Source organism: Variovorax sp. V15 (genome assembly GCF_041154425.1).
In the GTDB taxonomy this organism is placed as follows: Bacteria; Pseudomonadota; Gammaproteobacteria; order Burkholderiales; family Burkholderiaceae_C; genus Variovorax; species Variovorax guangxiensis.
This window is the reverse complement of record NZ_AP028659.1, coordinates 3,901,666-3,913,563: the sequence shown is the minus strand read 5'-3', so window position 1 is coordinate 3,913,563 and position 11,898 is coordinate 3,901,666. Positions and strand designations below refer to the sequence as shown.

Sequence of the window (11,898 nt, the reverse complement as noted above, 5' to 3'; positions counted from 1 at the left end):
TTTTTGAAGTAATGGAACGAGCATGAGCGTAACCACCGGAAGAAACGTGGTCGTCGTCGGCACCCAGTGGGGCGACGAGGGCAAGGGCAAGCTGGTCGACTGGCTGACGGAGAGCGCCCAGGGCGTGGTCCGCTTCCAGGGCGGCCACAACGCGGGCCACACGCTGGTCATCAACGGGGTGAAGACCGCGTTGCACCTGATCCCGAGCGGCATCATGCGGCCCGGCGTCAAGTGCTACATCGGCAACGGCGTGGTGCTTTCGGCCGCCAAGCTGTTCGAGGAAATCGAGGGGCTTGAAAAGGCTGGTGTCGAAGTGCGCTCGCGCCTGCGCATCAGCGAGGCCTGCCCGCTGATCCTGCCGTTCCACGCTGCGCTGGACATCGCGCGCGAGGCCTACCGCGAGAAGGGCGGCATCGAGAAGATCGGCACCACCGGCCGCGGCATCGGCCCGGCCTATGAAGACAAGATCGCCCGCCGCGCTCTGCGCGTGCAGGACCTGAAGCATCCCGAGCGTTTCGCCGCCAAGCTGCGCGTGCTGCTCGAGCTGCACAACCACGTGCTGACCCAGGTGCTGGGCGCGCCCGCCATCGACTTCGACGAAGTCTTCAACGAGGCGATGAAGCACGCCGAGCTGCTCAAGCCCATGATGGCCGACGTTTCGCGCGAGCTGAACGATGCCAACCGCGACGGCGCCAACCTGCTGTTCGAAGGTGCGCAGGGCACGCTGCTGGACGTGGACCACGGCACCTATCCGTACGTCACCTCCAGCAACTGCGTGGCCGGCAACGCCGCCGCCGGTTCGGGCGTGGGCCCGGGCATGCTGCACTACATCCTGGGCATCACCAAGGCCTACTGCACCCGCGTGGGCGGCGGTCCGTTCCCCACCGAACTCGACTGGGCCACGCCCGGCACCCCCGGCTATCACATGAGCACCGTGGGCGCCGAGAAGGGCGTGACCACCGGCCGCAGCCGCCGCTGCGGCTGGTTCGACGCCGCGCTGCTCAAGCGCTCGGCACAGGTCAACGGCCTGTCGGGCCTGTGCATCACCAAGCTCGACGTGCTGGACGGCTTGGAGAAGCTGGAGCTGTGCACCGGCTACGAGCTCGACGGCGAAACCACCGACATCCTGCCCATGGGCGCGGACGAGATCGAGCGCTGCACGCCGATCTACGAAACGCTGGAAGGCTGGAGCGAAAGCACCGTGGGCGTCACGCAATACGACAAGCTGCCGATCAATGCGCGGCTGTACCTGCAGCGCATCGAGCAGGTCACGGGCGTGCCGATCCACATGGTGTCCACCAGCCCCGATCGCGACCACACGATCATGATGCGCCACCCCTACCTGGCCGACTGATCTGCCTAACCCTCAGGCTTGCCCACTTCGTGTGGCCGCCAACCCCCTTGCAGGGGGCAACACCAGCGGCCCGGCGAAGCCGGTTCCGCGGTGTTCCCCAGAAGAAGAGACATTGAAGGAAAAACCACGCTATGTTGACTGAAGACGGCAAGCATCTCTACGTCAGCTACGACGAGTACCACAACCTGATCGAGAAGCTCGCGATCAAGGTGCACCAGTCGGGCTGGCAGTTCGACACCATCCTGTGCCTGGCGCGCGGCGGCATGCGCCCGGGCGACGTGCTCTCGCGCATCTTCGACAAGCCGCTGGCGATCATGTCGACCAGCTCGTACCGCGCCGATGCCGGCACGGTGCAGGGCCATCTCGACATCGCCCGCTACATCACCACGCCCAAGGGCGAGATCGCCGGCAAGGTGCTGCTGGTGGACGACCTGGCCGACTCGGGCCACACGCTGCACGCGGTGATGGACATGCTGCGCAACAACTACAAGCCCATCACCGAGCTGCGCAGCGCCGTGATCTGGACCAAGGCGCTGTCGACCTTCACGCCCGACTACTCGGTCGAGTACCTGGCCACCAACCCCTGGATCCACCAGCCCTTCGAGGGCTACGACTCGCTCGGCGCCGAGAAGCTGATCGAGAAGTGGTCGGTCTGATCCGGCAATGCCGGCGCCGGATCACCCGGCGTCGGTGAACATGGCGGTGTAGCGCCGCTGCATTTCCTCCGGCGTCAGCTTCTCGATGCTGTGCCCCACGTTCCAGCGATGGCCGAAGGGGTCATGGAAGACGCCGGAGCGTTCCCCATAGAACTGGTCCTGCGGCGCCATGTCCAGCGTGGCGCCCGCGGCGACCGCGCGCGCCACCACCGCGTCGGCGTCGTCCACGTGCAGATGCAGCGAGACTGCGCTGCCGCCCAGCGTCTTCGCGCTGAGGATGTCGAACTCGGGGAATTCCTCCGAGATCATGAGGATCGCGCCGTTGTGGAAGTCCAGCTCGGCGTGGCCGATGCGGCCGCTGGGCTCGGTCAGGCGGAAGATCTCCTTCACCTCGAAGACCTTGCAGTAGAACTCGATGGCTGCATTGGCGTCGTTGACGCAGAGGTACGGAAACAGTTCGTGGATGGCCATGGCGTCGTTGTCCCTTCGGGTTGTGATGGGCGCGATTCTGGTATTCGCGCTTCGCGTCGTCTTGAACAAATTTGACCTGCGGCGCGGCGCCTGCTCCGGCGCTCGGCTCAGATGCGCACGTGCCGTGAAGAAGCCGGTGCCGCGCGCCGGTAGGCCTGCGGCGACATGCCGGCGATGGCCAGGAAGTCGCGGTTGAAATGCGCCTGGTCGCTGTAGCCGGCATCCAGCGCCAGCTCGACCCAGGGCCGGGCGGGCTGGATGGCGAATTGCCCGAGCACATGGTCGAAGCGCAGCATGCGCGCGTACTGCTTGGGCGCCAGCCCGGTCATGCCGCGAAAGAGAGCGATGAAGCGCCGGTGGCTGTAGCCGCTTTGCTTCACGAGCTGGCCGATGGCGCCGGCCTGTCCGTCGTCGTCGTTGGCGCTCGCGCCGGACATGCGCGCCAATGCCTGCGCCACCGCGGGGTGCAGGCCATGCATCGCGGACGAGGCAAGGCGTGCTTCGAGCAGCGCGACGACGATGGCAAGCTGCCGCGGCAGCGAGTCGGTGCCGTGCAGCTGTTCGAGCGCGAAGTTCGCGTCCGCGCCCCAGAGCGCTTCGAGCGGGGTATGCCGCTCGGCCAGAGCGTCTTCGGGAGCGCCGAGGAGGGCCCGGGCCGCCCCCGGCTGCAGCATGACGCCGACCGAGCGCGTCGTCACCGACACGTCGCGCACGAAGAAGGCCGAGCGGGTTCCGCCCACCATCGCGTAGCCCACTGTGAATCCCTGCACGTCGGCGCCGTCGTGGAAGAGGCGCAACGACGGCCCCGAAAGCCTGAAGACCAGATGCATGCCGCCGGTGGGCAGCACATGCTCGCGTGCGCCCGGCTGCTCGACGGGCGTGCCGTCGGGCGACGAGGCCCACATCAGCCGCACGAAGGGCCGCAGGTGGGGAGGGGCGAGGCGTGTCAGCTGCACTGTCTCGGGCTTCTTCCATGAAACGGGATGAAGGGGAGGACCGGTCCGCGCATTGTGCGACGGAAGCTCCGCGCAAGGCCCCGAATGCGGGTCGCGCTAGCATGCACCCATGAGCAAGCCTTCCACGAACCTGATCCACCACCCCTACGTTCCGCCCGCCACCTTCGCCGCGCCGCAGCCCGGCGTGTTCAAGGCATCGACCGTGTTCTTCGCCGACGTCGCCGCCATGCGCGCGCGAGACTGGCGCACCAAGGCCGGCTACACCTACGGCCTGCACGGCACGCCCACCACCTTCACACTGGAAGAGCGCCTGGCCACGCTCGAAGGCGGTACCGAGTGCCTGCTCGTGCCCAGCGGTCTGGCGGCCATCTCGCTGGTCTCGTTCGCCTTCCTGAAGACCGGCGACGAAGTGCTGATTCCCGACAACGCCTACGGCCCGAACAAGGCGCTGGCCACCGGCGAACTGGCGAACTTCGGCGTCACGCACCGCCTGTACGACGCGATGAACCCGGCCGACCTCGCGGCCAAGCTCTCGGAGCGCACGCGGCTGGTATGGCTGGAAGCGGCGGGCTCGGTGACCATGGAGTTCCCCGACCTGCCGGCGCTGGCCAGCATCTGCCGTGCGCGCGGCGTGATGACCGTGCTCGACAACACCTGGGGCGCAGGCCTGGCCTTCGCGCCCTTCGATTTCAACGGCAGCGGGCAGGGCGTCGACATTTCCGTGCACGCGCTCACCAAGTACCCCAGCGGCGGCGGCGACGTGCTCATGGGCAGCGTGACCACGCGCGACGAGCGCCTGCACCGCGCGCTCAAGCTCACGCACATGCGCATGGGCTTCGGCATCGGCGTGGGCGACGTCGAGACGCTGCTGCGCTCGCTGCCCAGCATCGCGCTGCGCTATGCCGCGCACGACCGCGCCGCGCGCGAGCTGGCCGGCTGGCTCAACGGCTGCGAGGAGATCGCGCAGGTGCTGCACCCTGCGCTCGAGGATTCCCCGGGCCATACCCACTGGCGCGCGCTGTGCGGCGAAACCAATCTGGCCGCCGGCCTGTTCTCGGTGGTGTTCGACGAGCGCTACAGCACCGAGCAGGTCGACCGCTTCTGCGACAGCCTGCAGTTGTTCCGCCTCGGCTATTCGTGGGGCGGACCGATCAGCCTCGTGGTGCCCTACGACATCGGCCTGATGCGCGATGCCAGCGTGGCGCGCTGGCCGTACAAGGGCACGCTCGTGCGTTTTTCCATCGGCCTCGAAGACGTGGAAGACCTGCGCGCCGATCTTCAGCAGGCGCTGGCTCGGATGTAAGAAATCGCATCCTGCCGTCGCTCCTGTCGCCTCGAGCGCGTCATGGGGTACCTCCTCGAGACTGCAGCTTTATCGCTTACAGTAGGCCACGGCAGTCAACCCGACTGCCTCGCCTCAAGGAGATCCAGTGGCAACACCCAACTACGGCTACGAAAAGCGTCAGAAAGAGCTGGCCAAGAAGAAGAAGAAGGAAGACAAGCTCCGCGAAAAGGCGAACCGCAAGCTCAATCCCAGCAGCGACGGGCTGGCGCCCGGAGATCCCGAAACCGACGTTGCCTCGCTCGAACGCGATCCGCCCACGGTGCCGGACCTGCCCACCAAGAACGGCTGATATCCCGTCCAGGCTTGCCGATCCATCAAGAAAAGCCGCCGCAGGCACTTGCCCGCGGCGGCTTTTTCATTGCTTGGGCAACAGCTTGCGCAGCTCGGCCCAGACGTTGTCCAGCAGTTGCGGCTGGGCGGCCGCCGTCGGGTGGATGCGGTCGGCCTGGAACAGCGAGAGCGCGTCGGGCGCATCCGCCACGCCCTTGAGCAGGAAGGGCACGAGCGCCGACTTGGTCGCGCTCGCCACCTTGGAGAACACCGCCTCGAAGCGCCGCGTGTAGTCGCCGCCATAGTTGGGCGGCACCTGGATGCCGACGATCAGCACCTTCGCGCCCGCGGCCTGCGCGGCCTTGGTGATCTGCATCAGGTTGCTTTCGGTGTCGGACAGCGGCAGGCCTCGCAGCGCGTCGTTGGCCCCGAGTTCGAGCACCACCAGGCTGGGCTTGTGCTGCGCGAGCAGCGGCGCGAAGCGTGCGCGCCCGCCGGAACTGGTGTCGCCGCTGATGCTGGCGTTGACCACCGTGGCGGAGATCTTCTGCTGCACAAGCCTTTTCTCGAGCAAGGGTACCCAGCCCTCGCCGCGCTTGAGGCCGTACTCTGCGCTCAGCGAATCGCCCAGCACCAGGATCACCGGCTTGCCTGAAGAAGCAGCCGTGGAAGACGATGCCTGGGCCTGCGCCGTCGTCGTCCATATCCCCGCGCTGCCGAGCGCGGTGGTGGTCAAGATAAAGTCACGTCGATTCAAAACCAGAGCCTTTCCATGTCCCAACCCCCGTCTGATGCCATTGTCGCCGTCGAGCATGTGTTCAAGTCCGTCACCGATTCGGCAGGCACGCTGGACATTCTGCAGGACATCGATTTCACCCTCGGCGCGCGGGAAACCGCCGCCATCGTCGGCGCCTCGGGCTCCGGCAAGAGCACGCTGCTGTCGATCATCGCCGGGCTGGACACGCCCACCCGCGGGACGGTGAAGCTCGCGGGGCAGGACATCTTCGCCATCGACGAGGACGAGCGCGCCGCCGTGCGCGCGCAGCGCGTGGGCTTCGTGTTCCAGAGTTTCCAGCTGCTGGGCAACCTGAGTGCTCTGGAAAACGTGATGCTCCCGCTGGAGCTGGCCAACCGCAAGGACGCCCGCAAGGCCGCCACCGAGATGCTCGGCCGTGTCGGTCTGGGCCAGCGCCTGGGCCACTACCCGAAGGTGCTCTCCGGCGGCGAGCAGCAGCGCGTGGCGCTGGCCCGTGCCTTCGTCGTGCAGCCCGCGCTGCTGCTGGCGGACGAACCCACCGGCAGCCTGGACTTCGCCACCGGCGAGCAGGTCATGCAGCTGATGTTCGACCTCAACCGCGAGCTGGGCACCACGCTCGTGCTCGTCACCCATGACCGTGGCATCGCCGCGCGTTGCGAACGACGTATCACCATCGAGGCCGGTCGCGTCGCGCTTAATGAAAAAGTGGCTCTGGCGCCTGCCTGACAAGAGCAATAAGCTATTAAATGAATAGCAAGCCACATTCAAGGAGATGTTCATGGAGGAACTTCCGCCCGACGCCGTCCTGGCGCTGCAGCGCGGCAGGATGATCGAGGCCATCAAGATCGTGCGCGCCCGCACGGGCATGGACCTCAAGTCGGCCAAGGAAGCCGTCGATCGTTTTGCCGATCGGCAGGAAGCGGGAGACGACGACAGCAGCGCCATGGGCGGGCGCTGCGTGCCCACGGCGGCCAGGCAGGACCGCGGCTTCGCATCGATGCCCTCCACCGCGCTCACGGCGCTTGCGCAGGGCAACAAGATCGAGGCCATACGCCTCACGCGCGAGGCCACCGGGCTGAGCCTGGCGGCGGCCAAGCGCCTGGTCGACAACCATGACGATCCCACACTGGGCGGCTTCGGCCCCCTGACCCAGCACATGCCCCGCCGTCCCATGGACGAGCCGGGCCGCGTGTACGGCGGCGGCTACAAATGGCTGCCGGTGCTCATCATCCTGCTGGCGGCGGTCATGGTCTGGCTGCTGTTCGGACAGAAGGCTTGAGCCAAGAAAAAACAAATCGATGATCGTTCCCCAGTACTGGGCCGAAGGCCGCATTCAGGAGCGCGTGGCCGGCAAGCAGATCACCGTGCGGCGCTACGGCTGGTCCGACGAGAGCCCCGTGGCGGCACAGGCGCACGCCGACCAGCGCACCCGCGACGCCTTCGACCGCATCGCCCACAAGGGCGAGAAGCTCGAGCGCCGCGAACGCAAGCTCGCCTACAACGGTGCCGAGGGCGTGCCGATCCGCGAGGAAATCGTCGAGCGGCACGGCGATACCGTCGTCACCCGCAACGGCTACGGCGCGCGCTGCCTCAACACGCCCGACGTGCTCTTCGTCGACATCGACTTCGAGGAGCCCCTGCGCGGCAGCGTGTTCGGCTTCGCGCTGGTGCCTGCACTGATCGCGGGCGTGGTCGGCGGCTGGGCCGCCAGGACCTGGCTGGGCGGGTTGATCGCGGGCATCGTGGTCTTCGCCGTGGCCTGGGTCATCGGCCAGCGCAAGAAGCGCGGCGAGCACAGCGGCAACCCGGCACCCGAGAAGCGGGCCGCCGAGCGCATCGCGCGCTTCATGCAGCAGCATCCCGACTGGAACCTGCGCATCTACCGCACGCCGGCGGGCTTCCGGCTGCTGGCGATGCACGACGTGTTCAACCCGTCCGACATGGCGGTGGCCGACTGCTTCCACGCGCTGGGCGTCGACAAGGTCTACGCGCGCATGTGCCGCAACCAGAACTGCTTTCGCGCCCGGCTGAGTGCCAAGCCCTGGCGCGTCGGCATCGGCGACCACATGCGGCCCCGTCCGGGCGTGTGGCCGGTGTCGCCCGACAAGCTGCCCGCGCGCGATGCCTGGATCGCGCGCTACGAGAAGGCCGCCGAGGGGCACGCCGCCTGCCAGTACCTGGAGAGCGTGGGCAACGCCGCGAAGGTGCATCCGAGGGCGCTGGCGGTGCAGGAACTGCACGACGAGCGCACCCGCGCGCTCAGCGGCCTGCCGCTGGCCTGAGCGGGCGGGTGGGGCCGGCCCCGAGGGGGCAGGGATAATCCACCGATGTCTTCCCCCAAAGTGATCTTCGGCTTCCATGCCGTGGGCGTGCGCCTCAAGACCGCGCCGAAGTCGGTGCTCGAAGTGTTGTTCGACGCCAGCCGGCGCGATGCGCGCATGAAACAGTTCCTGGCCCGCGCGCAGGAAACAGGCGTTCGGCTCATCGAGGCCGACGGCGCGCGGCTTTCCAAGCTCAGCGGCAGCCACGGCCACCAGGGCGTGGTGGCGCGGGTCGAGCCCGTGGCCCAGGTCCGCTCCCTCGACGAACTGCTCGAAGGCCTCGAAGAGGCCGGCACCGTGCCTCTGCTGCTGGTGCTCGACGGCGTGACCGATCCGCACAACCTCGGCGCCTGCCTGCGCGTGGCCGACGGTGCCGGCGCGCACGCGGTCATCGCGCCCAAGGACCATGCGGCCGGCATCAACGCCACCGTCGCCAAGGTGGCCAGCGGCGCGGCCGAGACGGTGCCGTACTTCATGGTCACCAACCTCGCGCGCACGCTGAACGAGCTCAAGGAGCGCAGCATCTGGTGCGTGGGCACCAGCGACGACGCGCCGGGCACCATCTACCAGAGCGACTTCAAGCGCCCGCTGGCGCTGGTGCTGGGCGCCGAAGGCGAGGGCATGCGGCAGCTCACGCGCAAGACCTGCGACGAGCTCGTGAGCATCCCTATGGCCGGCGCGGTCGAGAGCCTCAACGTCTCGGTGGCCAGCGGCGTGTGCCTGTACGAGGCGCTGCGCCAGCGAACCGCCTAACTTCCCGGCGATCCACCCTTGCGGTGGAAATAGACCAGTTCCGCCACCCGCCGCATCTGCCGCGTGCCCAGCAGGCGGTTGAACATCCAGTCGTTCTGGAAGTGGTCGAAGGCCCAGCGCAGTGTGCGCTTGAGCCTGAAGCCCGGATACCCGCGCACGAACCACGTGGCCGGATCGCCCGCTTCCCTCCGGATGAAGCGCGCCACCGCCTCGCCTGCGCGCTGCCCGTGCAGCAGGGCAGTGTGGATGCCGCCTGCGGTCACCGGCGACACCATGCCCGCCGCATCGCCCACCAGCAGCGCACGTTCGCGCGCCACCACGGGCAGCACGCCGCCGCAGGGGATCATTCCCGCGCGCACCGCGACCGGCGGCGCATCGCCGGGCGTGACTGCCGAGGCGATCTTGCGAAGCAGCGGATCGAGCTTCAGCGCGCCCGGGTCTCCGTGCCCCACGCGGCGCGCCAGCCCGATCTGGCTCACGCCCACGCCTTCGAGCGCCCAGCCGATGTAGCCGGGCGCCAGCTTGCGGTCGATGAAGCAGTGCAGCAGGTCGGGCGCCATCCTCGCGCCCTGGTATTCGTGCTCCACGCCATAGAGAAAGCGCGTGTTGCGCGACAGGCCCAGTGCCTTCGCGACGCGCGAATGCGGGCCGTCGGCGCCGACAAGATATGTGGCCGTGATGCAGGGACCGCGCGTCAGCGGCACTTCCCAGCGGCCATTGAGCCACAGCGCCTGCTCGAACAGCGTGCCGAGTTGCACGTCGACGCCGCAGGCCCGGGCCGAGTCCACCATCCAGTCGAGCAGGGCGGGCGCATCGGTGGCCCAGAACCAGTAACCCGGCGCATGCAGGTCGACGTGATGCATGTCGGGGGCATAGAGCCGTACGCCCTCGATGCGCCGCACCAGCGCGGGCGGCACATCGGCCAGCCAGGGCACGCTGTCGACCGCGTCCTTGACGATGATGCCGGTGGTGTGAAGCTTGGTGCCCGCGGCGGTCTTCTTCTCCAGCACCACCACGCTCAGGCCTGCGAGTGCCGCGGCCCTGGCGCAGGCAAGGCCCGCGAAGCTCGCGCCGACGACGAGCAGGTCGACCTTGATGTTGCCCGTGCCGCTGCCGGCGGAAGAGGCCGGTGCGGGCGCCGTCGAAGCGGCGGAGGGAAGAAGCGGAGCGAAGAGGCTTGGTGATGTATGCATGGGGCCGCTGACTTGAAGCAATGCGCACCGCTTGCCGCGGCGCGCTGCGAAGTTAGCGGCCCTCTGTGCGGGCGGCGTGAAGCCCGCATGAACTCAGGACGCTCAGGACGCTCAGGACGGGTCCTTGCCGCGCGTGCGGCCCACCGCGCTGAAGATGCCGATGCCCAGCAGGATCACCGCACCGATCCCGATGTAGAGCGTGGGCACGCCGGCCACGGAGGCGCCCCATGCGACGCCGGCCAGGAAGATCAGGAAACCGATCATGTAAAGCGCGAAAGACATCGTCGTTCCTCCGAAAGTCTGGATACCTTGCAGTATTCAGGACGAGGCCGCCCGCAGCACCGGCGCGCGCCGGATGTGCATGTGGGAGCCTGCCTACCGCGTGGGTACGCCGATTCCGCGCATCGTCGGCTATTCCGGGCTTGCCACCAGCAGATAACGGCAGGCGCCGCGCCCCAGCGCCTTGAAGACCAGCGGCCGGTCCACGCCGAAGTCCAGGCAATCGCCCGGTGCGAGTTCGAAGCGCTCGTCGCCGTAGTCCACCCGCAGTTCGCCTTCGAGCATCCACAGGCATTGCCGGTATGGCTTGCCGCTCCAGCGTGGGTAGTCGACCTGCACCGAGCGCGGCAGCTCGATCTCGACCATCTCCACGCCGCTGCCCGCCTGGCGCTCGGCTACCTGCCGCCGCAGGTAGCCGGCCTGCGGGTCGCGCCACACCTCCTGCTCGGCGCGCGTGCGCAGCCGCTTCGGTTGCCCTTTCTCCTCGGTCAGCAACTGCGCCAATGGCACGCCGAGCCCGGCGGCCAGCTTGCCCAGCAGCACGGCCGTGGGGCTGCTCTGGGCGCGCTCCACCTTGGAAATCATGGCCTTGCTCACGCCCGAGCGTTCGGCCAGGTCCGCGAGGCTCAAGCCCTGCGACTGGCGCAGCGCCAGCAGGCGGGTGGCGATGAGCAGGTCGATGTTCTGGCCGGAAACTTCGGCGGGGGATGGATCAGGAGATGGATCAGGAGATGAGTCGTTTCTCATATGAGATTATTATTCTCCTATATTGAACGAGATTTCAACGAAGGCCAGCACCATGCGTCTCATCTCCTGCACCGAAGAAGCCCACGCCGCCGCCATCCTGGCCATCCTCAACGAGGCCATCGTCACCTCCACCGCGCTGTATGACTACAAGCCTCGCACGCCCGAGAACATGGTCACGTGGTTCGCCACCAAGCGCGCCAACGGCTTCCCGGTGATCGGCGCCGAGGACGAGAGCGGCAAGCTGCTGGGCTTCGCGAGCTACGGCAGCTTCCGCGCCTTTCCCGCCTACAAGTACACGGTGGAGCACTCGGTCTACGTCGACAGCGCGCACCGCGGCAAGGGACTGGGCCGCACGCTGATGGAGGCGGTCATCGCCGAAGCGGTGGCGCGCGACGTGCACGTGATGGTCGGCGCCATCGACGCGGCCAACGCGGGCAGCATCGCGCTGCACCAGAGCCTGGGCTTCGAACACTCGGGCACGGTGCGCCAGGCGGGTTTCAAGTTCGGGCGCTGGCTCGACGTGGCCTTCTATCAGCGCATCCTCTCGACGCCGCTGAACCCCGTCGACGGTTAGGGCCTGTTCACACTATTTCCGGGGTTGCGTTGGTGCTCCAAGGGGCTGGATGCAAGGCGCCCGTGCGCAGCAAGGCTGGCGCCTTGCAAGCGCGGGCAACGCCGCAGACGGCCCCTTGGAGCACCAACCCTGCGGGAAGGGCAGCCAGGGCGGGCCACTCGGCGTTGCACTCCTAGCGTGTGCGCATGCACACGCGTCGTCGCGCGCCTTGATTGGCCCGCC

Annotated in this window: 15 protein-coding genes; 9 read left to right on the top strand and 6 right to left on the bottom strand. The window is 67.8% G+C overall.

The annotated features are described in order from the left end of the window. The first annotated feature begins 22 nt into the window (after nucleotides 1-22). Nucleotides 23-1,354, top strand: coding sequence for an adenylosuccinate synthase (locus ACAM57_RS18615; protein ID WP_093201541.1), 1,332 nt, complete (start codon nucleotides 23-25; stop codon nucleotides 1,352-1,354). Between the two features lie 131 nt (nucleotides 1,355-1,485). Further along, the gene (locus ACAM57_RS18610; RefSeq protein WP_126018851.1) at nucleotides 1,486-2,010 is read left to right on the top strand and encodes a phosphoribosyltransferase; all 525 of its coding nucleotides are present in this window, start codon (nucleotides 1,486-1,488) and stop codon (nucleotides 2,008-2,010) included. A 21-nt stretch (nucleotides 2,011-2,031) separates the two neighbouring features. Here the strand turns inward: ACAM57_RS18610 and ACAM57_RS18605 are convergent, their stop codons facing one another. Both ACAM57_RS18605 and ACAM57_RS18600 read right to left on the bottom strand, forming a co-directional pair. Then, nucleotides 2,032-2,481: a VOC family protein gene (locus ACAM57_RS18605; RefSeq protein ID WP_184638564.1), complete on the bottom strand. Its 450-nt coding sequence runs from the start codon at nucleotides 2,479-2,481 to the stop codon at nucleotides 2,032-2,034. A 107-nt stretch (nucleotides 2,482-2,588) separates the two neighbouring features. Next, nucleotides 2,589-3,437, bottom strand: coding sequence for a helix-turn-helix domain-containing protein (locus tag ACAM57_RS18600; RefSeq protein WP_369658455.1), 849 nt, complete (start codon nucleotides 3,435-3,437; stop codon nucleotides 2,589-2,591). A 109-nt stretch (nucleotides 3,438-3,546) separates the two neighbouring features. Between ACAM57_RS18600 and ACAM57_RS18595 the strand changes: the two genes are divergently transcribed. Continuing rightward, nucleotides 3,547-4,740: a PLP-dependent transferase gene (locus ACAM57_RS18595; protein WP_369658454.1), complete on the top strand. Its 1,194-nt coding sequence runs from the start codon at nucleotides 3,547-3,549 to the stop codon at nucleotides 4,738-4,740. 127 nt (nucleotides 4,741-4,867) lie between these two features. Further along, nucleotides 4,868-5,071 carry a hypothetical protein gene (locus ACAM57_RS18590; protein WP_126018857.1) on the top strand — a complete coding sequence of 68 codons (204 nt, stop codon included), beginning with the start codon at nucleotides 4,868-4,870 and terminating at the stop codon, nucleotides 5,069-5,071. Nucleotides 5,072-5,137: 66 nt separating this feature from the next. Here the strand turns inward: ACAM57_RS18590 and ACAM57_RS18585 are convergent, their stop codons facing one another. Further along, entirely contained in the window at nucleotides 5,138-5,758 is a 621-nt protein-coding gene (locus ACAM57_RS18585) for an arylesterase (protein WP_311737022.1), read from the bottom strand. A gap of 66 nt (nucleotides 5,759-5,824) precedes the next feature. On the opposite strand from ACAM57_RS18585, the gene ACAM57_RS18580 reads away from it, so the two are divergent. From ACAM57_RS18580 to rlmB, 4 genes are read left to right on the top strand one after another with little or no spacing between them, the layout of a single operon-like run. Further along, on the top strand, nucleotides 5,825-6,535 hold the full coding sequence (locus tag ACAM57_RS18580) for an ABC transporter ATP-binding protein (RefSeq protein ID WP_026346226.1): 711 nt from the start codon (nucleotides 5,825-5,827) through the stop codon (nucleotides 6,533-6,535). 52 nt (nucleotides 6,536-6,587) lie between these two features. Then, the gene (locus ACAM57_RS18575; RefSeq protein ID WP_240650468.1) at nucleotides 6,588-7,088 is read left to right on the top strand and encodes a ribosomal protein L7/L12; all 501 of its coding nucleotides are present in this window, start codon (nucleotides 6,588-6,590) and stop codon (nucleotides 7,086-7,088) included. A 19-nt stretch (nucleotides 7,089-7,107) separates the two neighbouring features. Next, nucleotides 7,108-8,091, top strand: coding sequence for a hypothetical protein (locus ACAM57_RS18570; protein ID WP_369658453.1), 984 nt, complete (start codon nucleotides 7,108-7,110; stop codon nucleotides 8,089-8,091). Between the two features lie 45 nt (nucleotides 8,092-8,136). Further along, complete coding sequence (gene rlmB, locus ACAM57_RS18565; RefSeq protein WP_369658452.1) at nucleotides 8,137-8,883, top strand: 23S rRNA (guanosine(2251)-2'-O)-methyltransferase RlmB; 747 nt, start codon at nucleotides 8,137-8,139, stop codon at nucleotides 8,881-8,883. On the opposite strand, the gene ACAM57_RS18560 is transcribed toward rlmB, so the two are convergent. From ACAM57_RS18560 to ACAM57_RS18550, 3 genes are all read right to left on the bottom strand, one after another. Next, nucleotides 8,880-10,076, bottom strand: coding sequence for an NAD(P)/FAD-dependent oxidoreductase (locus tag ACAM57_RS18560; protein ID WP_369658451.1), 1,197 nt, complete (start codon nucleotides 10,074-10,076; stop codon nucleotides 8,880-8,882). The two genes, rlmB and ACAM57_RS18560, sit on opposite strands and share 4 nt — an antisense overlap. A 111-nt stretch (nucleotides 10,077-10,187) precedes the next feature. Then, complete coding sequence (locus ACAM57_RS18555; RefSeq protein ID WP_019653095.1) at nucleotides 10,188-10,358, bottom strand: hypothetical protein; 171 nt, start codon at nucleotides 10,356-10,358, stop codon at nucleotides 10,188-10,190. 129 nt (nucleotides 10,359-10,487) lie between these two features. Continuing rightward, nucleotides 10,488-11,102, bottom strand: coding sequence for a helix-turn-helix domain-containing protein (locus tag ACAM57_RS18550; RefSeq protein WP_369658450.1), 615 nt, complete (start codon nucleotides 11,100-11,102; stop codon nucleotides 10,488-10,490). A 52-nt stretch (nucleotides 11,103-11,154) separates the two neighbouring features. Here ACAM57_RS18550 and ACAM57_RS18545 point away from each other — a divergent pair, with 52 nt between their 5' ends. Beyond that, nucleotides 11,155-11,676, top strand: a complete 522-nt coding sequence (locus ACAM57_RS18545; RefSeq protein WP_184638549.1) for a GNAT family N-acetyltransferase — start codon at nucleotides 11,155-11,157, stop codon at nucleotides 11,674-11,676. Nucleotides 11,677-11,898: the final 222 nt, after the last annotated feature.